The following is a 23,549-nucleotide window of genomic DNA, read 5'->3' as shown; positions in this document are numbered from 1 at the left end:
TTCTAGATGAGGGGCCTTCGAGCCCCCTTTTGCGTTATGACGCGGGCATATGGAACAGTGCCGCAGCCAAAGCGCCCCACTGTTCAGCCCAGTGCACGGTGGGCCGCCGCTTGAATTCAGAACGTACGAACTGGCGAATGCGCCCTTCCGCGGCCGCCAGCATCAAGTTGGCCGCCGAGCCAGCCGGAACCCGGGTACGCAGTCCCTCCCGCGGCTCGGCCTCCCGCATCATCTGCTTGAGCTGGGTTTCCAGGCGCTCGAACAGCTGGTTGACGCGTGTCCGCAAACGGTCGGTTTCACCGGCCAGGGCATCGCCGGTCAGAATGCGGGCCATGCCCGGGTTCTTCTCCACGAAGGCCAGCAGCAGCGTCAGTGTCTGCTCGCACTGGCGCACGCCATCCAGGTCGGATTGACCGATCAGCTTGATGCGTGAAAACAGGGTTTCCTCGATAAAGCCGATCAGCCCTTCGAACATCCGCGCCTTACTGGGGAAGTGGCGGTACAGCGCCGCTTCGGAGACGCCGACTTCACGTGCCAGGGCTGCGGTGGTAATGCGCTGTCCCGGGTTGCTTTCCAGCATGTGTGCCAGTGCCTGCAGAATCTGCTCACGGCGGGAGATTTTTTGTGCCTTGTCGCTCATGCGTCCACAGTCTGGCTGCTGTTAGTGATCAGGGTGCCGACGCCTTCATCGGTGAATATTTCGAGCATGCAGGCATGCTCGACGCGGCCGTCAATGATATGGGCGCTACTGACACCGCCCTTGACGGCACTCAGGGCACAATCGATCTTGGGCAGCATGCCGCCATAGATGGTGCCATCGGCAATCAGCGCATCGACCTGTTCGGTGGTCAGGCCGGTCAGGACCTTACCATCCTTGTCTAGCAGGCCGGAGATATTGGTCAACAGCATCAACTTTTCGGCCTTCAGGACTTCAGCTACCTTGCCGGCCACCAGGTCAGCATTGATATTGTAGGCATGGCCGTCTTCACCCACCCCGATGGGGGCAATCACCGGGATGAAATCAGAGTTGACCAGCATCTCCAGGACCTGCACGTTGACGCTGTCGACTTCGCCGACATGGCCGATATCGATGATCTCCGGCGCTTCCATCTCCGGGGTTTTGTGCTTGACCTTGAGCTTGCGTGCGCGCAGCAACTGGCCGTCCTTGCCGGTCAGGCCGATGGCCTTACCGCCGGCGGTGTTGATCAGGCCGACGATCTCCTTGTTCACCATGCCGCCCAGCACCATTTCCACCACGTCCATGGTCTTGGAATCGGTGACACGCATGCCGTTGATGAAGTGGGATTCAATCTTCAGCTGATCCAGCAGATCACCGATCTGTGGGCCGCCCCCGTGTACCACGATCGGGTTGATGCCGATCAGTTTCATCATCACGATGTCACGGGCAAAGCTTTCCTTGAGCTTCTCGTCGATCATGGCGTTGCCGCCATACTTGATGACCAGGGTCTTGCCGACAAACTGCTGGATGTAGGGCATGGCCACCGACAGGACATTGGCGGTCGACATGGCTTGTTCACGGGACAGAGGCATGGTTTCTCCTTGTGTCTTCCTTGCGGCTTAGGCGTCGGGGATGACCAGAGTGTCATCCAGGGCGCTCAGGCGAGCCTGAAACTCGGATTGGATTCGATTAAGGGCAGCTCGGTTTTCGGCCTCGAAGCGCAGCACCAGTACCGGGGTGGTGTTTGAGGCACGCATCAGGCCCCAGCCGTCGGCATAGTCGACGCGCACGCCATCGATATGGCTGACGTCGCCGCCTGGAAACTCGGCCTGCTGCAATGCTTCGACCAGAGCAAACTTGGTCGTTTCACTGACGTCGATATTGATTTCCGGAGTGCTGATGTCCTCCGGGTAGGCCGCAAACAGCGCATCGGCGTCTTCTTCGCGGCCGGACAGGATTTCCAGCAGCCGGGCGGCACTGTAGAGGCCGTCATCGAAACCGTACCAGCGTTCCTTGAAAAAGATATGGCCGCTCATTTCACCGGCCAGCAGGGCACCGGAGGCTTTCATCTGGCGCTTGATCAGCGAGTGGCCGGTTTTCCACATGGTGGCCTTGCCTCCCGCCCGTTCGATGACCTGCGGCAACAGGCGCGAGCACTTGACGTCGAACAGGATTTCGGCGCCCGGGTTGCGGCTGAGTACATCCTCGGCGAACAGCATCATCACCCGGTCCGGATAGATCACATGGCCGGTGGGGGTGATCACACCCACGCGATCACCATCGCCGTCAAAGGCCAAGCCCAGGTCGGCTTCATGCTCCGCGACGGCGGCAATAGCGTCCTGCAGGTTGGCTAGCTTTCCCGGGTCGGGATGGTGGTTGGGGAAGGTGCCGTCCACCTCGCAGAACAGCGGAATGACTTCACAGCCCAGCTGCTCGATCAGCGCCGGGGCCAGCTTGCCGGGGATGCCGTTGCCACAGTCCACGACCACTTTCATGCCGCGCTTGAGCTTGACGTCACCCAGTATTCGCTGCAAATAGTCCTGTTCCACTTCGAAAGCTTCAGCAGCACCGGTGCCGTCCACGTAGTCGGCGGCCTGAATGCGGTTGGCCAGCGCCTGGATCTGATCACCGGACAGGGTTTCGCCCCCTAGCATCATTTTGAAACCGTTATAGTCAGACGGATTATGGCTGCCGGTGATCATGATGCCGGTCTGGTCCGTGCGCTGATGTGCCGCGAAATAGAGTGTGGGGGTGGCAATGTAGCCGGCATCCAGCACTTGGCAACCGCTATCGGTCAAGCCCTGGATCAGAATGCTCTTGAGCTGCGGGCCGGACAGTCGACCGTCGGCGCCGACGACCACTTCGCGAATGTTGCGTGCCATCGCTTCAGCAGCGAATGCGCGGCCGATATGGTACACGGTGGCGTCGGTCAGTGATTGGCCAACGATGCCGCGGATGTCATAAGCACGGAAAATTTCACGGTCAAAGGTTTCAAGCGGGTAAGGCATGAACAGGTTTCCCGGAGGTCAGTAAGTGTTTACAAAATGTATTCAGTGGCGGCCGGAGGAACCGAAGCCACCGGCACCGCGATGGGAATCGCTGAAGTCGTTGACGATCTCTAATTCGGCCTGAACCACTGGCACCAGTACCATCTGCGCGATGCGTTCGCCCGGCTCGACAGTAAAGCTGGTCTGGCCGCGGTTCCAGCAGGACACAAAGAGCTGGCCCTGGTAATCGGAGTCGATCAAACCGACCAGGTTGCCCAGCACGATGCCGTGCTTGTGACCCAGGCCCGAGCGCGGCAGGATCATGGCGCACAGGCCCGGATCCTCGATATGGATTGCCAGGCCGGTGGGGATCAGCTCGGTCTGGCCCGGTGCCAGTGTCAGTGCCTGGTCCAGGCAGGCGCGCAGATCGAGGCCGGCCGATCCGACGGTGGCGTAGGCGGGCAGGGGAATGTCGCGACCGATGCGGTCGTCCAGAATCTTGACTTGCAGTGCTTTCATGAGGTGCTCGAATCGGTTCGTGAATACAGGGCCGCAATCTGAGTGATCAGCTGGCGGGCCAGGCGACGCTTGGACGCCTGCGGCAGGCTGACTTCCGCGTCGGCGCTGACCAGGGTGACGGCGTTGTCATCGCTGTTGAAGCCGATGTCCGGGTTGGACACGTCGTTGGCGATGATCAGGTCCAGTCCCTTGCGGGCCAGTTTGCTGCGTGCGTAGTCGATGACGTCACGGGTCTCGGCGGCGAAGCCGATAGTGTAGGGACGCATCTCAGCCAGGCCGGCGACGGTGGCAACGATGTCCGGGTTCTTCACCAGCCGCAGCTCCATGATCTCTTCGCTGCCCTTCTTGATCTTGTGCTCGGCCACGTCGACGGGTCGATAATCGGCGACCGCGGCGGCGGCGATAAACAGGTCGCAGCAGTCGATGCCGTCCAGTGCGGCGGCGAGCATCTGTTCGGCGCTTTCCACTGCCACGCATTCGGCCCGGGCCGGTGGCGTCAGCGTTACCGGCCCGCTGATCAGCTTGACGCTGGCGCCGGCATCCAGCGCCGCTTCCGCCAGGGCATAGCCCATCTTGCCGGAGCTGTGGTTGGAGATGTAACGCACCGGGTCCAGCGCCTCTCGGGTCGGGCCGGCGGTAATGAACACCCGCTTGCCATTCAGGACGCCGTGCTCGAACTGCTCGGCGGCCAGCTCGGCCAGTTCTTCTGCTTCCAGCATGCGGCCGGGGCCGGTATCGCCGCAGGCCTGGGCGCCCACGCCGGGGCCGAACAGGGTCACGCCCTGGCGGCTCAGCCGTTGCACGTTGTCCTGGGTGCGCGGGTCGCGCCACATGGCCTGGTTCATGGCCGGCGCCAGGCAGATGGGCGCGTCCGTGGCCAGGCACAGCGTGGTCAACAGGTCGTTACCCATGCCGGCGCTGAAGCGGGCGATGAAATCGGCGCTGGCCGGTGCCACCAGGATGAGGTCGGCCCACTTGGCCAGCTCGATGTGGCCCATGCCGGCTTCCGCTTCCGGGTCCAGCAGCTGCAGGTGAACCGGATGGCCGGACAGGGCTTGCAGTGTCAGCGGAGTGATGAATTCGGTGGCGGCGGGAGTCATGACGATGCGCACGTCGGCGCCGGCGCCCTTGAGCAGGCGGGTCAGTTCGGCACTTTTATAGGCCGCGATGCCGCCGGTGATGCCGAGCAGAATGCGCCGGTTAGTAAGTCTGTGCATACCCTGAGTATCCGGTTGTTTCTCATCGTGGGACAGGGGGCTAAGATACCACTTCGGCTGTCCGAAACGTAGCCGATTTAGCATCGATTGATACTCACAGGGAGGTGAGAATGGCGATAACCGACTGGCCGGCCGAGGAGCGGCCGCGCGAAAAACTGCTGGCGCGAGGGGCGCAGGCCCTGTCCGATGCCGAGCTGCTGGCCATCTTTCTGCGCACCGGCGTGCAGGGCGTTAGTGCCGTGGATCTGGCGCGGCAGCTGCTGGAGCATTTCGGCGGGCTGCGGGCGCTGCTGGAGTGTGACCTGCATACCTTCTGCGCGGCCCATGGTCTGGGGCCGGCCAAGTATGTCCAGCTGCAGGCGGTACTGGAAATGTCGCAGCGTCATCTGGAAGCGCAGTTGGTGCGCGAGTCCGCGCTGGAAAGCCCGACCATGGTGCGGCGTTATCTGGCCGGCAAGTTGCGCCACGAGCCGCGCGAGGTGTTCGCCTGCCTGCTACTGGACAACCGGCACCGGGTGCTGCGCTACGAAGCGCTATTCTATGGCACCATCAATGCCGCCAGCGTGCATCCGCGTGAAGTGGTCAAGCTGGCACTGGCGCATAACGCCGCGGCACTGATTCTGGCGCACAATCACCCTTCTGGCGTAGCCGAGCCTTCGCAGGCCGACCGGCAGATTACCGACCGTCTGATTCAGGCGCTGGGGCTGGTGGATATTCGGGTGCTGGACCATGTGGTGATCGGCGACGGCGAGTCGGTCTCCTTTGCCGAGCGCGGGTTGTTGTGACGGTTGGTGAAAAAATCAACAATTGTCTGGTCAATGTTGCGACTTGGCTGTATAATCCGCGGCCTTCTGTTCCTTAATGGTACGGTATTCTGTCCGTGTACGTTTGGACGCTCCGCCTGAGACCCTGCCTGTTGCCGGGTCGATAAACATCGAACAGAAGTTACCCAACCCTTTTAACAAAAGGTTTTTACAATGTCTCGAGTTTGCATGGTAACGGGCAAGCGCCCGGTCACCGGGAACAACGTTTCCCACTCAAACCGCAAAACCCGTCGTCGCTTCCTGCCGAACCTGCACTGGCACCGTTTCTGGGTTGAAAGCGAAAACCGTTTCGTACGTCTGCGTGTTTCCTCCAAGGGCATGCGTATCATCGACAAGAAGGGCATCGATTCAGTTCTGACTGAACTGCGTGCTCGTGGCGAGAAAGTCTGAGGAGATTGAATCATGGCTGCTAAAGGCGCACGCGAGAAGATCCGCCTGGTATCCTCTGCTGGTACCGGTCACTTCTACACGACTGACAAGAACAAGCGTAACACTCCGGACAAGTTCGAATTCAAGAAATACGACCCGGTTGTTCGCAAGCACGTGATCTACAAGGAAGCCAAGATCAAGTAATTGGTCTCGACTTCAGTCATGAAACCCCGCCATACCCTTGGGTATCGCGGGGTTTTTTGTGGCTGGCGGCCGGCCGGGGCCGCCCTGTAGGATAGGCGTTTCACGTTGCAGTTGAGGCCGTTCACATGACTCTGCCCCCTGTTCTGATTCGATTTGTGCCGCTGGCTTTTGTGCTGCTGTGGAGCACTGGCTTCATCGGCGCCCGCTTCGGGCTGCCCTATATCGAACCTTTTTATCTGCTCTGGCTGCGTACCCTGCTGACCCTGCTGGTGTTTGCCGGTCTGATCTGGGTCTTCCGTGCCCGCTGGCCCGGCCCGCGCCAGGCGTTGCATCAGATGGTGACCGGTGCACTGGTGCATGGCTGCTATCTGGGCGGGGTGTTCGCGGCCATCAAGTGGCAGTTGCCAGCCGGGGTAACGGCCATCCTGGTGGGCCTGCAGCCGGTCTTGACTGCCGTGCTGGCCTGGGGGCTTTGGGGGCAGCGCCTGCAGCCGCGACAATGGCTAGGGCTGGGCCTCGGTCTGGCAGGCGTGATTCTGGTACTGGCAACCGGGCTGCAGCCAGGGCAGTTCGACATTCGCCCCGAGGCGGTATTGGCGGCAGCACTGGCCCTGATCGGTATTTCGGTCGGGACGCTGTACCAGAAGCGCTTTGGCGCCGGGACCGACCTGCTGACCGGTTCCTTTTTCCAGTACCTGGCCATGGCTCTGATGATGGGGGGGCTGACGTATACAGTGGAAACGCAGGCGGTGCACTGGCATCCGGAGCTAATCGGAGCATTGCTGTGGCTGGTACTGGGGCTGTCGGTCAGTGCCATTCTGCTGTTGATGCTGATGATCCGTGAAGGCGAAGTGTCGCGCGTGGCCAGCTATTTCTATCTGGTGCCGCCGGTGACGGCGCTGGAAGCCTGGTGGCTGTTCGACGAACAGCTGTCGCTGATGGCCCTGGCCGGCATGCTGTTGGCCGTGGCCGGTGTTTATCTGGTATTGCGTGTCAGGCCGGCCGCCTGAGCGCAGTCGCTGTACGAGAGGAAGAGAAGTCGATGCCCGAACTGCCGGAAGTGGAAACCACCTGTCGTGGCATAGCCCCCCATGTGGAACAGCGCCGAGTCGTCTCGCTGGTCGTGCGTCAGCCCAGGCTGCGCTGGCCCGTGCCCGAACAGCTGGCACAGTGGGTTGAAGGGGACCGTATCCAGCGTGTGGAGCGCCGGGCCAAGTATCTGCTGCTGCGCTTTGCGCGCGGCACGCTGATCATCCACCTGGGCATGTCGGGCAGCCTGCGCATCGTGGCGGCAGATGCGCCGGCAGGCAAGCATGACCATGTCGACCTGGTGCTGGACTCCGGTCAGCGGCTGCGGTTGACGGACCCGCGCCGCTTCGGGGCTGTGCTTTGGCAGGACAACGGCAGCGAGCACAGCCTGCTGGCGTCGCTGGGGCCGGAGCCGCTGGAGGAGGCCTTCAGCGCCGAGTACCTGCAGCAGTGCTGTGCCGGACGGCGTACTGCAATCAAGACCCTGGTCATGAATGCGGCCGTGGTGGTGGGGGTCGGCAACATCTATGCCAACGAAGCTCTGTTCCAGGCCGGTATCGACCCGCGCCGGGCCGCCGGGCGCATTGCGGCGGCTCGCCTGGTTGCGCTCACTGCGGCGATCAAGCAGGTTCTGGCTGCAGCCATCGAGCAGGGCGGCACCACGCTGCGTGACTTTGTCGGCGGTGACGGCAAACCGGGCTACTTCAAGCAGGAGTTGCAGGTGTATGGCCGGGGCGGTGAGCCCTGTCACCGTTGCCTGCAGCCCCTGTCGGAAGTGAAATTGAACCAGCGCAGTACGGTATTCTGCCGTCACTGCCAGCGCTAGTGGCATCAGGATGAACGCTCAGATGGAAAAGGACGTCAACAGCAATCGGCAGCGCCTGCGTCACAAGCTCGGCATCGAGGCATGCCTGCAGCGGCGCGAGGTGGTGCCGGTGGGCGAGCTGCCCGTGCATACCGAGTATTATCATTACGCCGACACGGCACCGCTGGTGCTGTTTCTGCCCGGCATCGGTACCTACAGCGAACTCTATGCCGAGCTGCTGGACGGGCTGAGTGCGAGCGGCTGCAACGTGGTTGGCGTGGATCTGCGCGGGCACGGTTACTCCGGCGGCAGTCGCGGGCTTTATACCGTGGACCAGGTGGTAGCCGACTGCCGCCAGGTCATTGATCACTACCGGGCGCGTGTTTCCGGTCCCGTGTACCTGTACGGCTATTCGATTGGGGCCCTGCTGGCGGTGGCGATGGCCGAGCAGGACGAGCGGGTGCGGGGGGTGGTCTGCGGTACCCTGCTGGTGCCGGAGGTAGCGCCGGATTTTCTGCACCAGCTGGGCTGGTCCTGGGTTTGGGGCAGCGCCCTGATGCTGCCGGGCCTGCGTCTGCCGATGCAGAGTTTCATCGACTACGAACGTCTGCTGGCCGGGCATCCGGCCGGGGAAGAGATCAACGCCGATGAGCGTATCGTGTTCGACTATCCGCTCCAGACCCTGTCCAGCCTGTTCACACACCGGCTGGGCGTGCTCTACCGGCGCTACGGCTTCGAGGGACTTATTCTGCATGGCACCGAGGACGAAGTGCTGCCCCTGAGCTATTCGCAGCGGGTCGTGGAAGCGCTGGCGCATCCATTCCGCCTGCAGGCCATCGCGGGTGAGGGACACATGCTGCCCTGGGACAACCCGGCGCTACTGATCCGGCATCTGAGCGACTGGCTGGGACTGGCCGTCACCAAAGCGTAAGCCCGGCGTCATGCGGCTGTCACCTCCGGCTGGCGACAATGCGTCAGACGCTGGCCCGGAGAGTGACCATGAATCACCTGCAGAAATTCAATGCGTTCGATACCCGTGCATTTCACTGGTGCCAGGGCTTGGGGCATTCGCTGCCGCTGATCACCGGCAGTCGCTGGATCTCCCGCCTGGGCGATGGCGGCGTGTACCTGCTACTGGGCGTCGGTCTGGCGCTCTGGGATGACCAAGATGGCGAGGCTTTTATGCTAGCCGGGCTACTGGCCTATGCCATTGAGCTGCCAGTGTACCTGTTGCTGAAGAATACCATTCGCCGTGACCGCCCCTGCCATCGATTGCAGGGCTTCGAAGCCGCCATCGAACCATCGGACCGTTTCAGCTTTCCCTCCGGCCATGCGGCGGGGGCGTTCGTGTTTGCCATGCTGTTGGCTGAATTCTATCCCGTGTTGCTGCTGCCCGGTTTCGTGCTGGCCTGCCTGGTCGGTGCATCAAGGGTCATGCTGGGGGTGCATTATCCCACGGATATTGCGGCGGGTGCTGTCCTGGGCCTGTCTGCGGGCCTGGTCGGACTGGGCCTCTGGGAGTGGCTCTGATGCGTATTCTGTATGGGGTCCAGGCGACCGGCAACGGCCATATCACCCGGGCGCGGGTATTACTGCCGGCTCTGCAAGCCGCCGGCGCCGAGGTGGACATGCTGTTCAGCGGTCGTCCGGCCGAGCGGCTGTTCAACATGGAAGGCTTTGGCGACTATCGCGTGTGTCGCGGCCTCACGTTCGTGACCGAGGCCGGTCGGGTCAAGCGTTGGCAGACGCTGTGTCGCAATAGTCTGTGGCAGTTTGGGCGCGACCTGAAGCGGCTGGATCTGAGTGGCTACGATCTGGTGCTGAGCGACTTCGAGCCGCTGACGGCTTGGGCGGCGCGGCGCCAGCAGGTGCCCTCCGTGGGCGTGGCGCATCAATACGCGTTCCACTATCCGGTACCGGGGACCGGTCGTGTGCCCTGGCTGAAACCTGCCATCAGCCTGTTTGCACCGGTGGATCAACCGGTCGGCTTGCATTGGCAGCCCTTTGACGCCCCTATTCTGCCGCCGATGATTGAGCCGCTGGCGGCCAAGCCGGAGGATGACGGTCACATTCTGGTCTACCTGCCGTTCGAGTCTCTGGATGAGGTGCGCTACGGGCTGCTGCCGTTCCAGGGGCGGCGGTTTCGTATCTATTGCGGCGTGGTGGATCAGCCGCGGCAGGAGGGGCCGCTGACGCTGCTGCCGTTTTCACGCGAGGACTTCCGTCGGGACTTGCACCGCTGTCATGGCGTGATCGCCAATGCCGGCTTCGGGCTGTGCAGCGAAGCTCTGCAGGCGGGCAAGAAGCTGTTGATCAAGCCGCTGCGGCATCAGGTTGAGCAGCAGTCCAATGCCGTAGTGCTGGCGCAGATGGGGCGAGCTGAGGTGATGCATCGATTGGACGCGGGTCGGGTCGATCCCTGGCTGCAGGCTCCGGTTGCGCCTCCCATATACTGGCCTGACGTGGCGGGTCACCTGGCGCGCTGGCTGGTCGCGGGTCGGGTCTCGTCCTTGTCGGAACTGGCCGAGGTGTTGTGGCAGGAGCGAGTTGCCGGTAAGCCGGCGCGTGTTTGAATAGCCGCTGACAGGCAGTCGTAAGCCTGTCGCCGAAACGCCGAGTGGCTGAAACGCATGGCGTTGAAGAAAAGTGCGGGGCGGGTATGCATGAACAGCCGTGGTCAGTAAGGTGGGGGCCATCTGATCAAGGTGAAAGAAGCACGCTGTTCCGTCAGCATACTTCTTCCTTTGGCTGTCCTTTCCCTGCGGGCTCGAGGGGCGTCCTGCCCGGTATATCCCTATGTCCCTGTGCCGCTGCGTGGCCGTCCTTGTATTCGTTCCCTGAACAGGAGATCCACGCTTGCTATTATGGCTGCTGGGGAATTTATGGATATAGGAATTTTTCCTATTTTGCGGGTCAGGCTCGCTTGACCACCTCGTCCACCAGTCGGTTGATGCCGGCGGCGGCTTCTGAAATGGAACCGGCAAGCATATAGGCCGGTGTGGTGATGACCTGGTGCTGCTCGTCAATCACGATCTGGTCGACCGGGCAGTTCCGGTGCTGACCGCCCATGGCGTTGATGGCGCCGGCCACGCCCTCGTCGGTGCCGATGGTGCACTGGATGCCTGCGCCCAGCAGCTTGGGGGTCATCGCCGGAGCGATGCAGATCAGGCCCACCGGTTTGCCGGCCTGGTGGATAGCGCGGGCAACACGGACCACCTCGTCGTTGATGCGGCATTCAGGGCCGCTGACGGCAAAGTCGCTTAGGTTCTTGGCGGCCCCGAAACCGCCGGGAATGATCAGGGCGTCGAATTCGTCCGGATTGGCTTCGGCCAGGTCCTTGATTTCGCCGCGGGCCAGGCGGGCCGCTTCCACCAGAACATTGCGTTTCTCGCCTTCGGCTACTTCCCCGGTGAGGTGGTTGATAACATGCATCTGCTCGATGTCTGGCGCAAAGCACTGGTAGCGAACGCCGTTGTGTTCCAGGCGCAGAAAGGTCAGCACCGACTCATAGATCTCGGAGCCGTCAAATACGCCGCTGCCGGACAGGATCACTGCAATGTTTTTCATCGTCTCGTATCTCCTCAATTGCTGACTGCTGTGCTGCCTGGCAGCCTTGCCAGGCGTCATATCGAAGTGGTCACAGAGTACGTTAAGATGAAACCATTACCAAATACGGATGTGACGTGAACGACGGCCCCGCAATCGCTGTCACAGAAGCGTCACACTTCTGTCGTCCAATACTGCCGAAAAAAGGAACCAAGCCGTGGCCTTTACCAACAGTCAGCGTTATTACCCGGAAACCCGCATGCGTCGCATGCGCGCCGATGACTTCTCCCGCCGTCTGATGCGGGAGAACGTCCTGACCACCGATGACCTTATTTACCCGGTCTTTGTACTCGAGGGCGAGGGACAGGTTGAAGACGTGCCATCCATGCCGGGCGTGCAGCGCTACAGCATCGACCTGCTGGTAGACAAGGCGCGCGAGTGGCATGCGCTGGGCATTCCGGCCTTGGCCTTGTTTCCGGTGACGCCGGCCAGCGCCAAGAGTGAATTCGCGGAAGAAGCCTTCAACCCCGAGGGCCTGGTGCAGCGCACCGTACGTGCCCTCAAAGCCGCGGTACCGACGCTGGGCATCATGACCGATGTGGCGTTGGACCCCTACACCACGCACGGTCAGGATGGCATCCTCGACGAAGACGGCTATGTGCTTAACGACCGGACCGTCGATACTCTGGTACAGCAGGCACTGTCCCATGCCGAGGCCGGTGCCGATATCGTCGCGCCCAGCGACATGATGGACGGCCGCATTGGCGTGATCCGTGACGAACTGGAAAGCCAGGGCTTCGTCAACACCCGCATCATGGCGTACTCGGCCAAGTATGCCAGTGCCTACTACGGTCCCTTCAGAGATGCTGTGGGATCGGCGGGCAACCTGGGCAAGGGCAACAAGTACAGTTACCAGATGGACCCGGCCAACAGCGACGAGGCCCTGCACGAGGTGGCCCTGGACCTGGCCGAAGGCGCCGACATGGTCATGGTCAAGCCCGGCATGCCTTATCTGGATATCGTGCGCCGCGTCAAAACTGAATTGAAAGCGCCGACCTTCGCCTACCAGGTGAGTGGCGAATATGCCATGCACATGGCCGCCTTCCAGAACGGCTGGCTGGACGAAGAGGCCATCATCATGGAGAGCCTGCTCAGCTTCAAGCGAGCCGGTGCCGATGGCATTCTGACCTACTTCGCGGTCAGGGCGGCGGAGATCCTCAACCGCAACTGATAAGAGCCTATACTCGCAATGGATGACAGCTTGGAGCCTGGAGGGTACACCATGAACGCGACATCACCGGAGACGTTGCCGGAGCAGAGCGAGGCCACCGCCGCGCTGCTGGAAAGCCGTGAGATACTGCCGACCATCGATCCCATCGAGGAGGTGCCGGTCGACCTCAAGGCTCCCGAGCTGTACATCAACCGCGAGCTCAGCCACCTGCAGTTTAACGTGCGGGTACTGGAGCAGGCGCTGGACGAAAGCTACCCGCTGCTGGAGCGGCTGATGTTCCTGCTGATCTTTTCCAGCAACCTGGACGAGTTCTTTGAGATCCGGGTGGCGGAGCAGCTGCGGCAGCTCAAGTATGGCCGTGAGGCCGTGGGCCCGGATGCCATGCACCCGCAGAAGGTGCTCGACCGGATCAGCGAGATCTGTGCCGTCAATGTCGAGCGCCAGTACAAGATTCTCAATGACATCATGTTCCCGGCGCTGGAAGCGGAAAACATCCGCTTCATCCGCCGTGCCGAATGGACCCGGGAGCAGCGCGCCTGGGTCAAAGAGTACTTCGAGGACCAGTTGTTGCCGGTGATCAGTCCCATCGGGCTGGATCCCTCGCATCCATTCCCGCGGCTGGTCAACAAGAGCCTCAATTTCATTGTCGAGCTGGATGGCAAGGACGCCTTCGGCCGCGAAACCGGACTGGCGATCATCCCGGCTCCGCGCTCACTGCCGCGCCTGATTCGCCTGCCGGACGCGCTCTGCGAGGGCGGTGACAACCTGATTTTCCTGTCGTCCATCATCCATGAATTTGCCGAAGAGCTGTTTCCCGGCATGACCGTGGACGGCTGCTACCAGTTCCGCATTACTCGCAACGCCGACCTGAGCTTCGATTTCGAGGAGATCGAAGATCTGGCCCGTGCTCTCAGGGGCGAGTTGCACTCGCGCAAGTTCGGCGATGCGGTACGGCTAGAAGTGGACAGCAGGACGCCGGAGGCACTGATCAGCTTTCTGCAGGCGGAGTTCAGCTTGGCGGACAGCCATGTTTATCGGGTCAACGGGCCGGTCAACCTGACCCGCCTGATGGCGGTGCGGGATCTGGTCGAACGCCCGGAACTGCGCTGGAAGCCTTTTACCCCGGGGCTGCCCAACAAGCTCAAGAATACGGAAGATATCTTTACCGCACTGCGCAAGAACGACCAGCTGCTGCAGCACCCCTTCCAGTCGTTCACGCCGGTGGTTGATCTGCTGCGTCAGGCCGCCAAGGACCCGCAAGTGGTGGCGATCAAGCAGACGCTGTACCGTACCGGCGTCAAGTCGGATATCGTCAATGCGTTGGTGGAAGCCGCGCGCAACGGCAAGGAAGTCACGGTAGTGATTGAGCTGCGAGCCCGCTTTGACGAAGAGAGCAATCTGCAGCTGGCGGGTCGCCTGCAGGAGGCGGGCTGTCTGGTGGTGTACGGGGTGGTCGGCTACAAGACCCACGCCAAGATGATGCTAGTAGTCCGCCGTGAAGGCCCGGACCTGGTGCGCTACAGCCACCTGGGCACCGGCAACTACCACTCGGGGACGGCGCGGCTGTATACCGATTACAGCTACATGACGGCGGATGACGAGGTCGGCGAGGATGTACATAAGATCTTCCAGCAGCTGACCGGCATGGGCAAGATTCAGAAACTGCAGAAACTCTACAACGCGCCTTTTACTCTGCACGCCAAGATGCTGGAACTGGTTCAAAACGAGATCCGCAACGTTAAGGCAGGCAAGAAGGGCCACATCATCATCAAGGTCAATGGTCTGACCGAGCCCAAGCTGATACGAGCCCTGTACGAGGCCTCTCAGGCCGGGGTCGAGATCGACCTGATCATCCGCGGCATGTGTCGCCTGCGACCGGGGCTGGAAGGGGTGTCGGACAATATCCGTGTGCGCTCCATCATCGGCCGTTTCCTGGAGCACACCCGGGTGTACTGGTTTGCCAACGAGGGCGGCAAACCGGTGGTAATCGGCTCCAGCGCGGACTGGATGGAGCGCAACATGCTCAACCGTGTGGAAACCGGCTTCGAGTTGTCTGGTAAGAATGCCGAGCGCATTCGCCGTGAGCTGGACTACTATCTGCGTGACAACACCCAAGCCTGGGAACTGCACTCGGACGGCAGTTATGCACTGGTGCAGCCGGCGGACGGTGAAGAGCGCATCAGCGCCCAGCAGATATTGCTCGACGATCTGGCCGTGTCCGGCTAGCGACCGGCCGCGTCAGGGCAGCATGGCGGCGTAGCCGCTGCGATAGTCCGGATAGCGAAAGCGGTAACCGCTGGCCCTGAGGCGGCGGTTGCTGCAGCGCTTGCTGCCGCCACGCCGGATTGGCTGGCGGGTTTCGATCGCCACGCCGAGCTTCTGTGCCAACCACTCCATGACCTCGTGGATCGGTGTTGGGCTATCGTCACTGGCCAGGTACAGCGGCTTCAGTGTGGCTCCGTCCTCGGCCCGCTGCAAGAGGTGCCGGAGCACGCCCACGCAGTCATCCCGATGAATGCGGTTGCTGTAATGCAGCGGTTCGGGCGGGGCAGCAATGCCGGCCAGCACCTGACGTTGCAGATGTTCCCGTCCCGGCCCGTAAATACCGCTGAAGCGCACCACCGTGGCGGCAAGGCCGCTGTGCAGGGCCAGCTGCTCGGCCTCCAGCAGCAGGCGGCCGGTGTCGCTCCGGGGAAGGGTCGGGGACTGCTCGTCCACCCAATCATGCTCATGCTGATGATAGACGCCGGTGCTGCTGGTCAGAAACAGGTGCCGGGGCGGTTCTGGCAGCGCGGCCAACAGGTTGCGCAGACCATCGACATAGGTGCGGCGGTAGACGTCGGGGTCGCGGCTTTTGGCCGCAGCCGTGTAGAACAGATAGTCGCAGGCCGGCAGGGCCTCCAGGCTGACCGGGTCGGCCAGATCGGCGGCAATGCCATGGATGCCGTCGGGCAGCTGGTTTATAGTACGGCGAAGCCCGAACACCTGTGCCCCGTCGGCCACGAGCCTGAGCCCCAGATGGGTTCCGATATCGCCGCAGCCGGCGATCAGTACGCGTTGTTCCCGCATGTTGACCCCTTGAACCTGTTTTTGACCATCCTAACAGAGGTACGCCCCGATGACCCTGACGGAGCTTCGCTATATTGTCACCCTGGCCCGCGAGCAGCATTTCGGCCATGCCGCCGAGCGCTGTTTTGTCAGCCAGCCGACGCTCTCCATCGCGGTCAAGAAGCTGGAGGAAGAGCTTGGGGTGGCACTGTTTGAGCGTAGCAAGAACGCTGTAAGGGTCACCCCGGTGGGCGAAAAGGTGGTGCGCCAGGCCCAGACCGTACTGGAGCAGGCCGAAGCGGTGAAGGAACTGGCTCGGGAAGGACGCGACCAGTTGGCCAGCCCGCTGCGCATTGGCGCCATTTACACCATCGGGCCTTACCTATTTCCGCAGCTGATTCCGCAGATTCAGCGTCTGGCACCGGACATGCCGCTGTATATCGAAGAGAACTTCACCGAAAACCTGCGCACCAAAATCCGCAACGGCGAGCTGGACGCGATCATCATCGCGCTGCCGTTCCATGAAGCGGATGTGCTGACGCGGCCGCTGTATGACGAGCCCTTCCTGATGGTGATGCCCAAGGGACATGAGCTGGCGCAGCAGGACGAAATCGACTCGCGCCAGATGAACGAAATCCGCATGCTGCTGCTGGGCGAGGGGCACTGCTTCCGTGATCAGGTACTGGAAGCCTGCCCGACCCTGAACACCTCTTTCCATGACCAGCACACGGTAACTGAAGGCAGCTCGCTGGAAACCATTCGCATGATGGTGGCCTCGGGGCTGGGCACCAGTGTGCTGCCGCTGTCGGCTATCGACAACCACCCGGCCAGCGAACTGATCGAAATCCGCCCGTTTAAGCAGCCCCAGCCGATGCGCACCGTGGCCGTAGCCTGGCGCGCCAGTTTCCCGCGTCCCCAGGCTATTGATGTGCTGGTCGAAGCAATCAATCATTGCCAGATCAAGGCCGGAGGCGATGGCCAGCACTGACATGCCGACCGCCGCGGCGACGGGCGCCCCGGTCACCGAACTCAAGGGGGTCGGGACGGCACTGGCGCTGAAGCTGGAACGGCTTGATATCCTCAGCGTGCAGGATCTGATCCTGCACCTGCCCAGCCGCTATCAGGACCGTACCCGTATAGTACCGATCGGGGGGCTCAAGCCCGGTGACGAGGCCGTGATCGAGGCCAGTATCCGTGCCGCCGATGTAGTGCAGGGGCGCCGGCGCAGCCTGCTGTGCCGGGTGCAAGACGGCAGCGGTGCTACGCTGACACTGAGGTTTTTCCACTTCAACGCGGCGCAGAAGAACAGCCTGCGTCCTGGCGCGCGTCTGCTCTGCTTCGGCGAGGCCCGACCGGGGCCGGCCGGACTCGAGATGGTGCATCCCGAATACAAGCTGCTCAAGGGGAATGGCGCGGCCGTGATGGCCGACCGGCTGACCCCGGTGTACCCGCTGACGGAGGGGATGACCCAGAACCGTATTCGTTCGCTAATTACATTGGCATTGGAATGGATGTCTCGCGAGGGGCTGGAGGATCTGCTGCCGGAAACATTGCTAAAGCAATGGAAGCTGCCGGATCTGCCGACGTCTCTGCACTATCTACACCACCCGCCGGTGGATGCCGATCAAACATTGCTGCTAGAAGGTAAGCATCCGGCCCAGCGCCGTCTGGCGATGGAAGAGCTGCTGGCGCATCACCTGTCGCTGCAGAAGGCACGTCAGCAGGTGCAGCAGCAGGGCGCGCCGGTACTCAAGGCCACCGGGGCTCTGAGCCGTCCCTTCCTGGATGCCCTGCCGTTCACGCTGACGGCGGCCCAGTTGCGGGTAGCGCGAGAGGTGGCGCGCGATCTGCAGAAACCGCTGCCGATGCTGCGCCTGGTGCAGGGCGATGTAGGCTCCGGCAAGACGGTGGTGGCGGCGCTGGCGGCCCTGCAGGCGGTGGAAAACGGTCTGCAGGCGGCGGTCATGGCACCGACGGAGATTCTGGCCGAGCAGCACTATATCAACTTCAGCCACTGGCTGGAGCCGCTGGGTATTAAGGTGGCCTGGCTGGCCGGCAAGGTCAAGGGCAAGGCCCGGGAGGCTCAGCTGGCCGCGATGCGCACAGGTGAGGCGCAGGTGGTGGTGGGGACCCATGCTCTGTTTCAGGAGGAGGTGACCTTTGCCGACCTGGGGGTGGTGGTCATCGACGAACAGCACCGCTTCGGCGTGCATCAGCGCCTGAGCCTGAAGGAAAAGGGGCGACATGGCACGCGCAGTCCGCACCAGCTGATCATGACCGCCACGCCGATCCCGCGCACCCTGACCATGAGTGCCTATGCCGATCTCGACTGTTCGATCATCGATGAACTGCCCCCGGGGCGGACGCCGGTGCAGACGGTCGTCATTGCCGACTCGCGTCGGGATCAGGTGGTGGAGCGCGTGCGTCAGGCCTGCGAGGCGGGGCGCCAGGCCTACTGGGTCTGCACCTTGATCGAGGAGTCTGAAGCCCTGCAGTGTCAGGCGGCGGAAGTGGCTGCCGAAAGTCTCAAGGAAGCGCTGCCGCAGCTGCGCATCGGGCTGGTCCACGGCCGCATGAAGGCCGCGGAGAAGGCCGATATCATGGCCCGTTTCAAGGCCGCTGAGCTGGATCTGCTGGTGGCCACGACGGTGATTGAGGTTGGGGTCGATGTACCCAATGCCAGCCTGATGATCATCGAGAACCCGGAGCGGCTGGGGCTGGCGCAGCTGCACCAGCTGCGCGGCCGCGTGGGCCGTGGCAGTGTCGAAAGCTTCTGCGTGCTGATGTACCATGCGCCGCTGTCGAAGCAGGGGCGCGAACGGCTGGGCGTGATGCGCGAGACCACCGATGGCTTTCGCATTGCCGAGAAGGATCTGGAGCTGCGTGGTCCCGGCGAGGTGCTCGGCACCCGCCAAACCGGACTGATGCAGTTCCGTATTGCCGATCTCACGCGCGATGCCGACCTGCTGCCGCACATTCATCAACTGGCTCGGGAGCTGGAGCAGCTGCCGGCGCTGAACGACGCGCTGATCCGGCGTTGGCTGGGCAGTGGAGATATCTATGCACAGGTTTGATACCCGGCGCCAGGCGCCAACCCCGACCCAACTGGAACAGATCGAACAGCAGATCGGTCGTGAACCCCGTGGCATCGAAGCCGTTGCCTGCGCCACTGCCGAGGGGCTGCCGCTGGTGCTGCAGATGCGCACCCTGGTGGCGGATCAGCCGTTTCCGACCCTGTACTGGCTCAGCTGCCGCGACCTCTGCCGTGCCATCGGGCGCATCGAGGACAGCGGTTGGGTCAAGCAGATCGAGCAGGCGCTGCAGGACGATGACGCCTTACGGGCAACCTACCTGGCCCAGCAGCAACGCTACGTGGATCAACGCTGGCGGCTGATGCAGTCGGATGATCGTGCACGGATCGAACAGTTGGGCTTCACGGACCTGTTCAACCGCTACGGCATCGGTGGCATTGCCCAGTGGGACAAGGTGCGCTGCCTGCACATGCAGTATGCGCACTGGCTGGCGGAAGGCGACAATATTATCGGCGAGCGCCTGGAACAGGAATTTGCCCTGAGCCAGACCCCCATTCGACTGTAAGCGGAGCGACCATCGCCCCAACTGAAAACGGCGGCCCGAGGGCCGCCGTTTTGCCATGCTGCCGGGCTTAGTTGCCGGTCAGCTTGTTGTACTTGTCCATCAGCATCTCTTCGGTCTCGACATGATCCGGGTCTTTCGGGATACAGTCGACCGGGCAGACTTCCACGCACTGCGGCGTATCGTAATGGCCCACGCACTCGGTGCATTTGTTCGGGTCGATCTCGTAGATTTCGTCGCCCGGCGCAATCGCCTCGTTGGGGCATTCCGGCTCACATACATCGCAGTTGATGCATTCGTCTGTAATCATCAAAGCCATGACTGGCTACCTCGCTCACTCTGACAGGTTCGTTATTTCTGGCTCAGGTGCTGCTTTAGCGCGCTGGCAACGGCCGGGTGAACAAATTCGCTGACATCTCCGTCCAGTGAAGCGATTTCTCGGATCAGGGTCGAGGAGATGAACGACAGGTGCTCCGCCGGAGTCAGGAAGAGGCTTTCTGCCTGAGGGGCCAGCTTGCGGTTCATGTTGGCCAGCTGAAACTCGAATTCGAAGTCGGAAACCGCGCGCAGGCCGCGCAGAATGATATTGGCGTTCTGCTCGTGGACCAGATGGGCCAACAGGCAGTCAAAGCCGATCACCTCGACATTGGGCAGGTGGGCCAGCGCCGTGCGGGCCAGTTCGACCCGTTGCTCCAGTGGCAACATGGGGCGCTTTTTGGGACTGGCCGCAACAGCCACCACGACACGGTCGAACAGCCGTGACGCACGACCCACCAGGTCCGAGTGACCGTTGGTGATCGGGTCGAAAGTACCGGGATAGATTGCCGTATTCATAGCGGTTCAGCTGACCTTTTCATGGCTAATGGGCAACACTGTTGAGCGCGATGTTAGCCGAATTGGCACAGTGGCACAAATAGATTAGAGGAATGACAACTAGCACAAAGGTTATTAAAAAAAGCCATCTTATTTTAAAAGGTTATATTTGTTTGTGACACTTGGATGACATTTTGGTTAAGGTTGCAGCAGGTGTATTGAGTTGCCGACAAGCTTTCTTTATTGTCGCGCCGCTTTACATTTGAATGCCAATGTTTTACCAAGGAGCGCCCCCTGCATGGCACGCAAGACCCCGGAAGAAGCGGCTCGGACCCGCCGGCACCTGATCGACACGGCGCTGGTGCTGTTCAGTCGCCAGGGCATCGAAAACACCACGCTCAAACAGGTCGCCGCTGCCGCTGGCGTGACGCATGGTGCATTGTACTGGCATTTTCGCAACCGCGCCGATCTGTTGCAGCATATCCATCACCATCAGGCGCTGCCGTTCGAAGCGCATTATCTGGAGCAACGCCAAGGCGTGCACCAGGATGCATTGGCGGCGCTACGGCTGTACGTGCAAGGGGTTCTGACGGCGTTTGTACGCCAGCCGGCGATGGCAGCGCTGTACCGGGTGTTTTATATGCCGTCGGCACCGATCGCGGACCTGTCTGCCCTGCAGGCGGAGCTGATACAGAATCGCCGTCAGTGGTGTGATCAGTTGCGCTATTTTCTCAAGCAGGCCCGCAAGCAGAAGCAGCTGCCCAAGAACTGCGCCCCGCGCGCTACGGCATTCCTGATGCAAACCGCACTGGAGGGGGTGCTGCAGGCCTGGTTGCGCAGCGAGGGTGAGTTCGACCTGAACCAGCAGGGTGAGGCCCTGCTGTCGCTATTGCTCGGCGGGCTGGCGCAGGAATAGACGATAGGCGACCTGCCCGGCCTGTTTCTCACGGTACAGCTGCCAGTTGGCGGGCAATTGGTCCAGGGCCAGTTCCTTTTCGGTTTCCAGATAGATCAGTGCCTCGTCTGCCAGCAATTGGCGCTGCTCCAGCAGGGTGCACACCGGCCCGGCCAGGCCCTGACGAAAGGGCGGGTCCAGAAAGACCAGGTCATAGCGAACCTCCTCATCCGGCAGTCGCTGTTCCAACCACTCGGGAGCCGAACGGCCGATCAGTTCCGCATTCTGTGCCTTGAGCCGGTTCAGGTTGCTGCGCAGCTGACTGATCACTTCCGGTGCGCGGTCGATGAATGTCACCGATGCCGCCCCCCGGGACAGGGCTTCGAGCCCCAGGGCGCCACTGCCGCTGAACAGGTCCAGGCAGCGTGCGCCAGGCACATAGGCCTGCAGCCAGTTGAAGAGGGTCTCGCGCACACGATCCGGGGTGGGACGCAGGCCTTCGATGGCGGGAAAGTCGAGTTTGCGGCCACGCCATTCGCCGCCGATGATGCGGATGCTGGATGGCTCGGCAGCGGGTGCTGTGTGGCGAGGGCGGTGGTTATTGCGGCGTGGCATGGTTCATCCTCAGGGGGCTGCGGGCAGAGAAAGGACGTGATAGTAATCAGACTCGCGCTGTGCCTGCAACCAGCGCTGCAGGGTCGTGGCGTCGATGTCGGCCAGTGCCCGGTCCAGATGGTCGAAACTGTCGGCCGCCAGGCGATACAGGGCCAGCAGGTCGAGCCAGGCCTGTCCGCGTTGCATGTCGTCCAGCCGAGACGCCAGTGTGGTGCGCGCCGCATGCAGGTCGGTGGACGTGACCGGTGTCTGTATGGCTGCTGTCAGCACGTCCTGGGCCGGACCTTGCAGCAGCAGGCTGGCCTGGCCACCGGGGGTGACCGGTATCCAGCTGAGGCTGAAACCGCTGGCGCTATCTCCCTGCACATGTACAGCCTCCAGCGTGGCACTCAGGCGCTGCTGCAAGTATTCTCGAGCCAGCAAGGTCAGCGCCAGCTGTTCGAGGGTCTCGGGTGCCGTCAGTGGCCAGCGCAGCAGCCGGGCGCTGCCGTCGGGCGGCGTTACCGGCAGTACTCTGAAAGTCAGTTCCGGGTTCGGTTCCGGTGCCGACTCAGTGGTGGCAGCCGGGTGGGTTGGCATCAAGGGGCGAGCCAGGCGATCGGGGCCGCTCAGGCTGAACTGCCAGCGCTCGGGGGCGACCCAGTGCCGGTAGTGCTCGGCCGGATTCGGCCATGTCGCGGAGCCCCCCGTATCCTGGCCGCCGCCAAGCAGCCAGCCCTCGGGCTGCTGGCGTTGCAGATACTGCCGGGCCTGCAGGTGATTCAGGCGTGCCTGCCAGTCCAGCGCGGGCGGCTGCTGCAAGTGCTGCAGCAGCGGCGACAGGACATCGTCCGGGGCCGTAGGTGCTCGGATCTCCAGGCGCAGATGGCCGGGGTGGCGCTGCACTTGAGGCGGCTGCGGCAGTGACTGCAGGCGCACCTGGAGGGCCTCGATCAGCAGCTGTTGTTCCAGCTGCTGCCGGGCAGTTGCGGCAGGAGATAGCGGCAGCAGCAGGTGCAGGCGATAGTGATCCTGGTCCGGCACCTTTTGTTGGTACAGCCGCTGGATACTGTCGTGCTGACGCGGGGGAAAGGGGGGCGCTGTGTTCGGTCCGGCCAGTGACAGCCAGAGAATGAGGCCGGGCAGAATGAGGATCAGCAGGCTGAGCTGGCGGCGGCTGAGCAGGGACGAAGTCATGGGCAGACCTTTGCCTGTGGTCTATCGGGTTTGTCCGGGATGGCTCTGTGCTAAGATAGCCGCCCAGTGAAGCATTGAATTTCAGCGGCCCGCAACGGGCTCTACACAGCGGATATTACAGATTATGGAAGCGCTCTACACCTGGATGACCAATCAGGGTATTGATCCTGCCCTCTTCCCTTACATTGCCGGCGCTGTGCTGGTGGTATTGCTATTGGTGGTGGTGCGCATCAGCCGTCGCCAGGCCGGTCTAAAGGCAGAGGAACAGACACGTCTGCAGGCCGAGATCGAACGCAAGGCAGCCGCCGAGCAGGCCGAACGCAAAGAGGTCGAACGTATCGCGGCGGAAGAGGCGGCCGAGGCCGCACGTCAGGCGGAAGCGGACGCTGCTCGCCAGGCGCAGGAAGACGCTGAGCGTCAGGCCGCGGTAGTACAGGCCGAACGTGAGCAGGCCGAAGCGCAGGCGGCCCGTGAAGAAGCGGAGCGTCAGGTACGAGAGGACGCCGAACGTATCGCGGCCGAACAAGCTGCTGAGGCAGCGCGTCAGGCGGAAGCCGAAGCCGCCCGTAAGGCGCAGGAGGAAGCGGAACGTAAGGCGGCCGAAGAGCAGGCCACCAGTGAGTCGGCTGAACGCCAGGCGCGCGAGGAAGCGGAACGCATCGCGGCCGAAAAAGCCGCCGAGGCAGCACGTCAGGTGGAAGCCGAAGCCGCCCGTAAG

General features: G+C 62.3%; 26 protein-coding genes. 15 read left to right on the top strand and 11 right to left on the bottom strand.

Going from position 1 to position 23,549, the window contains the following annotated elements; translation table 11 throughout:
• Positions 1-34 precede the first annotated feature (34 nt).
• From slmA to coaBC, 5 genes are read right to left on the bottom strand one after another with little or no spacing between them, the layout of a single operon-like run.
• Positions 35-640, bottom strand: coding sequence for a nucleoid occlusion factor SlmA (gene slmA / locus KTN04_RS14975; RefSeq protein ID WP_217336045.1), 606 nt, complete (start codon positions 638-640; stop codon positions 35-37).
• Positions 637-1,551: an acetylglutamate kinase gene (gene argB / locus KTN04_RS14970; RefSeq protein WP_217336044.1), complete on the bottom strand. Its 915-nt coding sequence runs from the start codon at positions 1,549-1,551 to the stop codon at positions 637-639. Before argB ends, slmA begins: the two co-directional genes overlap by 4 nt.
• 27 nt (positions 1,552-1,578) lie before the next feature.
• Complete coding sequence (locus KTN04_RS14965) at positions 1,579-2,967, bottom strand: phosphomannomutase/phosphoglucomutase (RefSeq protein WP_217336043.1); 1,389 nt, start codon at positions 2,965-2,967, stop codon at positions 1,579-1,581.
• A gap of 42 nt (positions 2,968-3,009) precedes the next feature.
• Complete coding sequence (gene dut, locus KTN04_RS14960) at positions 3,010-3,465, bottom strand: dUTP diphosphatase (protein ID WP_217336042.1); 456 nt, start codon at positions 3,463-3,465, stop codon at positions 3,010-3,012.
• Positions 3,462-4,682, bottom strand: a complete 1,221-nt coding sequence (coaBC, locus tag KTN04_RS14955; RefSeq protein ID WP_217336041.1) for a bifunctional phosphopantothenoylcysteine decarboxylase/phosphopantothenate--cysteine ligase CoaBC — start codon at positions 4,680-4,682, stop codon at positions 3,462-3,464. Before coaBC ends, dut begins: the two co-directional genes overlap by 4 nt.
• Positions 4,683-4,792: 110 nt before the next feature.
• Between coaBC and radC the strand changes: the two genes are divergently transcribed.
• The 8 genes from radC (at position 4,793) to KTN04_RS14915 (ending at position 10,486) form a co-directional block, all read left to right on the top strand.
• Entirely contained in the window at positions 4,793-5,467 is a 675-nt protein-coding gene (radC, locus tag KTN04_RS14950) for a RadC family protein (RefSeq protein ID WP_217336040.1), read from the top strand.
• Between the two features lie 192 nt (positions 5,468-5,659).
• Positions 5,660-5,896: a 50S ribosomal protein L28 gene (gene rpmB, locus KTN04_RS14945; RefSeq protein ID WP_217336039.1), complete on the top strand. Its 237-nt coding sequence runs from the start codon at positions 5,660-5,662 to the stop codon at positions 5,894-5,896.
• A gap of 12 nt (positions 5,897-5,908) precedes the next feature.
• Positions 5,909-6,079, top strand: a complete 171-nt coding sequence (gene rpmG, locus KTN04_RS14940; protein ID WP_036511775.1) for a 50S ribosomal protein L33 — start codon at positions 5,909-5,911, stop codon at positions 6,077-6,079.
• Positions 6,080-6,204: 125 nt separating this feature from the next.
• Entirely contained in the window at positions 6,205-7,089 is an 885-nt protein-coding gene (locus tag KTN04_RS14935; protein WP_217336038.1) for a DMT family transporter, read from the top strand.
• 32 nt (positions 7,090-7,121) lie between these two features.
• A complete protein-coding gene (gene mutM / locus KTN04_RS14930) occupies positions 7,122-7,934 on the top strand; it encodes a bifunctional DNA-formamidopyrimidine glycosylase/DNA-(apurinic or apyrimidinic site) lyase (RefSeq protein WP_217336037.1) in 813 nt (270 codons plus the stop codon).
• A 22-nt stretch (positions 7,935-7,956) separates the two neighbouring features.
• The gene (locus KTN04_RS14925; protein ID WP_254262592.1) at positions 7,957-8,844 is read left to right on the top strand and encodes an alpha/beta hydrolase; all 888 of its coding nucleotides are present in this window, start codon (positions 7,957-7,959) and stop codon (positions 8,842-8,844) included.
• Positions 8,845-8,912: 68 nt separating this feature from the next.
• Complete coding sequence (locus KTN04_RS14920; protein WP_217336035.1) at positions 8,913-9,443, top strand: phosphatase PAP2 family protein; 531 nt, start codon at positions 8,913-8,915, stop codon at positions 9,441-9,443.
• A complete protein-coding gene (locus KTN04_RS14915) occupies positions 9,443-10,486 on the top strand; it encodes an MJ1255/VC2487 family glycosyltransferase (protein WP_217336034.1) in 1,044 nt (347 codons plus the stop codon). The genes KTN04_RS14920 and KTN04_RS14915 overlap by 1 nt, the downstream gene beginning before the upstream one ends.
• A gap of 340 nt (positions 10,487-10,826) precedes the next feature.
• On the opposite strand, the gene elbB is transcribed toward KTN04_RS14915, so the two are convergent.
• Positions 10,827-11,480: an isoprenoid biosynthesis glyoxalase ElbB gene (elbB, locus tag KTN04_RS14910; protein ID WP_217336033.1), complete on the bottom strand. Its 654-nt coding sequence runs from the start codon at positions 11,478-11,480 to the stop codon at positions 10,827-10,829.
• A gap of 196 nt (positions 11,481-11,676) precedes the next feature.
• On the opposite strand from elbB, the gene hemB reads away from it, so the two are divergent.
• Positions 11,677-12,690: a porphobilinogen synthase gene (gene hemB, locus KTN04_RS14905; RefSeq protein ID WP_217336032.1), complete on the top strand. Its 1,014-nt coding sequence runs from the start codon at positions 11,677-11,679 to the stop codon at positions 12,688-12,690.
• Between the two features lie 51 nt (positions 12,691-12,741).
• Positions 12,742-14,916: a polyphosphate kinase 1 gene (gene ppk1 / locus KTN04_RS14900; protein ID WP_217336031.1), complete on the top strand. Its 2,175-nt coding sequence runs from the start codon at positions 12,742-12,744 to the stop codon at positions 14,914-14,916.
• Between the two features lie 12 nt (positions 14,917-14,928).
• Here ppk1 and KTN04_RS14895 read toward each other — a convergent pair whose 3' ends face one another.
• On the bottom strand, positions 14,929-15,759 hold the full coding sequence (locus tag KTN04_RS14895) for an SDR family oxidoreductase (RefSeq protein ID WP_217336030.1): 831 nt from the start codon (positions 15,757-15,759) through the stop codon (positions 14,929-14,931).
• A 49-nt stretch (positions 15,760-15,808) separates the two neighbouring features.
• Between KTN04_RS14895 and KTN04_RS14890 the strand changes: the two genes are divergently transcribed.
• From KTN04_RS14890 to KTN04_RS14880, 3 genes are read left to right on the top strand one after another with little or no spacing between them, the layout of a single operon-like run.
• Positions 15,809-16,726: a hydrogen peroxide-inducible genes activator gene (locus KTN04_RS14890; RefSeq protein ID WP_217336029.1), complete on the top strand. Its 918-nt coding sequence runs from the start codon at positions 15,809-15,811 to the stop codon at positions 16,724-16,726.
• Positions 16,713-18,812, top strand: a complete 2,100-nt coding sequence (recG, locus tag KTN04_RS14885; RefSeq protein WP_254262591.1) for an ATP-dependent DNA helicase RecG — start codon at positions 16,713-16,715, stop codon at positions 18,810-18,812. The genes KTN04_RS14890 and recG overlap by 14 nt, the downstream gene beginning before the upstream one ends.
• Complete coding sequence (locus tag KTN04_RS14880; protein ID WP_217336028.1) at positions 18,799-19,335, top strand: DUF501 domain-containing protein; 537 nt, start codon at positions 18,799-18,801, stop codon at positions 19,333-19,335. The genes recG and KTN04_RS14880 overlap by 14 nt, the downstream gene beginning before the upstream one ends.
• A 67-nt stretch (positions 19,336-19,402) precedes the next feature.
• On the opposite strand, the gene KTN04_RS14875 is transcribed toward KTN04_RS14880, so the two are convergent.
• Both KTN04_RS14875 and coaD read right to left on the bottom strand, forming a co-directional pair.
• Positions 19,403-19,651 carry a YfhL family 4Fe-4S dicluster ferredoxin gene (locus KTN04_RS14875; RefSeq protein ID WP_217336027.1) on the bottom strand — a complete coding sequence of 83 codons (249 nt, stop codon included), beginning with the start codon at positions 19,649-19,651 and terminating at the stop codon, positions 19,403-19,405.
• Between the two features lie 32 nt (positions 19,652-19,683).
• A complete protein-coding gene (gene coaD, locus KTN04_RS14870; RefSeq protein WP_217336026.1) occupies positions 19,684-20,166 on the bottom strand; it encodes a pantetheine-phosphate adenylyltransferase in 483 nt (160 codons plus the stop codon).
• Positions 20,167-20,443: 277 nt separating this feature from the next.
• Between coaD and KTN04_RS14865 the strand changes: the two genes are divergently transcribed.
• The gene (locus tag KTN04_RS14865) at positions 20,444-21,061 is read left to right on the top strand and encodes a TetR family transcriptional regulator (protein ID WP_217336025.1); all 618 of its coding nucleotides are present in this window, start codon (positions 20,444-20,446) and stop codon (positions 21,059-21,061) included.
• On the opposite strand, the gene rsmD is transcribed toward KTN04_RS14865, so the two are convergent.
• A complete protein-coding gene (gene rsmD / locus KTN04_RS14860) occupies positions 21,032-21,655 on the bottom strand; it encodes a 16S rRNA (guanine(966)-N(2))-methyltransferase RsmD (RefSeq protein WP_217336024.1) in 624 nt (207 codons plus the stop codon). The genes KTN04_RS14865 and rsmD overlap by 30 nt on opposite strands.
• A 9-nt stretch (positions 21,656-21,664) precedes the next feature.
• On the bottom strand, positions 21,665-22,831 hold the full coding sequence (locus KTN04_RS14855; RefSeq protein ID WP_217336023.1) for a peptidase M16 family protein: 1,167 nt from the start codon (positions 22,829-22,831) through the stop codon (positions 21,665-21,667).
• Between the two features lie 124 nt (positions 22,832-22,955).
• On the opposite strand from KTN04_RS14855, the gene KTN04_RS14850 reads away from it, so the two are divergent.
• Positions 22,956-23,549 (top strand): hypothetical protein (locus KTN04_RS14850; RefSeq protein ID WP_217336022.1); only part of this gene is annotated, 594 nt, incomplete at its 3' end.

Source organism: Marinobacterium weihaiense, assembly GCF_019061305.1.
In the GTDB taxonomy this organism is placed as follows: Bacteria; Pseudomonadota; Gammaproteobacteria; order Pseudomonadales; family Balneatricaceae; genus Marinobacterium; species Marinobacterium weihaiense.
The sequence above is the reverse complement of the archived record's forward strand: the minus strand, read 5'-3'. Positions and strand labels throughout refer to the sequence as shown.

Coding starts and splice junctions, on each gene's coding strand:
- slmA (WP_217336045.1), bottom strand. CDS start 640: ATGAGCGACAAGGCACAAAAAATCTCCCGCCGTGAGCAGATTCTGCAG.
- argB (WP_217336044.1), bottom strand. CDS start 1,551: ATGCCTCTGTCCCGTGAACAAGCCATGTCGACCGCCAATGTCCTGTCG.
- KTN04_RS14965 (WP_217336043.1), bottom strand. CDS start 2,967: ATGCCTTACCCGCTTGAAACCTTTGACCGTGAAATTTTCCGTGCTTAT.
- dut (WP_217336042.1), bottom strand. CDS start 3,465: ATGAAAGCACTGCAAGTCAAGATTCTGGACGACCGCATCGGTCGCGAC.
- coaBC (WP_217336041.1), bottom strand. CDS start 4,682: ATGCACAGACTTACTAACCGGCGCATTCTGCTCGGCATCACCGGCGGC.
- radC (WP_217336040.1), top strand. CDS start 4,793: ATGGCGATAACCGACTGGCCGGCCGAGGAGCGGCCGCGCGAAAAACTG.
- rpmB (WP_217336039.1), top strand. CDS start 5,660: ATGTCTCGAGTTTGCATGGTAACGGGCAAGCGCCCGGTCACCGGGAAC.
- rpmG (WP_036511775.1), top strand. CDS start 5,909: ATGGCTGCTAAAGGCGCACGCGAGAAGATCCGCCTGGTATCCTCTGCT.
- KTN04_RS14935 (WP_217336038.1), top strand. CDS start 6,205: ATGACTCTGCCCCCTGTTCTGATTCGATTTGTGCCGCTGGCTTTTGTG.
- mutM (WP_217336037.1), top strand. CDS start 7,122: ATGCCCGAACTGCCGGAAGTGGAAACCACCTGTCGTGGCATAGCCCCC.
- KTN04_RS14925 (WP_254262592.1), top strand. CDS start 7,957: ATGGAAAAGGACGTCAACAGCAATCGGCAGCGCCTGCGTCACAAGCTC.
- KTN04_RS14920 (WP_217336035.1), top strand. CDS start 8,913: ATGAATCACCTGCAGAAATTCAATGCGTTCGATACCCGTGCATTTCAC.
- KTN04_RS14915 (WP_217336034.1), top strand. CDS start 9,443: ATGCGTATTCTGTATGGGGTCCAGGCGACCGGCAACGGCCATATCACC.
- elbB (WP_217336033.1), bottom strand. CDS start 11,480: ATGAAAAACATTGCAGTGATCCTGTCCGGCAGCGGCGTATTTGACGGC.
- ppk1 (WP_217336031.1), top strand. CDS start 12,742: ATGAACGCGACATCACCGGAGACGTTGCCGGAGCAGAGCGAGGCCACC.
- KTN04_RS14895 (WP_217336030.1), bottom strand. CDS start 15,759: ATGCGGGAACAACGCGTACTGATCGCCGGCTGCGGCGATATCGGAACC.
- KTN04_RS14890 (WP_217336029.1), top strand. CDS start 15,809: ATGACCCTGACGGAGCTTCGCTATATTGTCACCCTGGCCCGCGAGCAG.
- recG (WP_254262591.1), top strand. CDS start 16,713: ATGGCCAGCACTGACATGCCGACCGCCGCGGCGACGGGCGCCCCGGTC.
- KTN04_RS14880 (WP_217336028.1), top strand. CDS start 18,799: ATGCACAGGTTTGATACCCGGCGCCAGGCGCCAACCCCGACCCAACTG.
- KTN04_RS14875 (WP_217336027.1), bottom strand. CDS start 19,651: ATGGCTTTGATGATTACAGACGAATGCATCAACTGCGATGTATGTGAG.
- coaD (WP_217336026.1), bottom strand. CDS start 20,166: ATGAATACGGCAATCTATCCCGGTACTTTCGACCCGATCACCAACGGT.
- KTN04_RS14865 (WP_217336025.1), top strand. CDS start 20,444: ATGGCACGCAAGACCCCGGAAGAAGCGGCTCGGACCCGCCGGCACCTG.
- rsmD (WP_217336024.1), bottom strand. CDS start 21,655: ATGCCACGCCGCAATAACCACCGCCCTCGCCACACAGCACCCGCTGCC.
- KTN04_RS14855 (WP_217336023.1), bottom strand. CDS start 22,831: ATGACTTCGTCCCTGCTCAGCCGCCGCCAGCTCAGCCTGCTGATCCTC.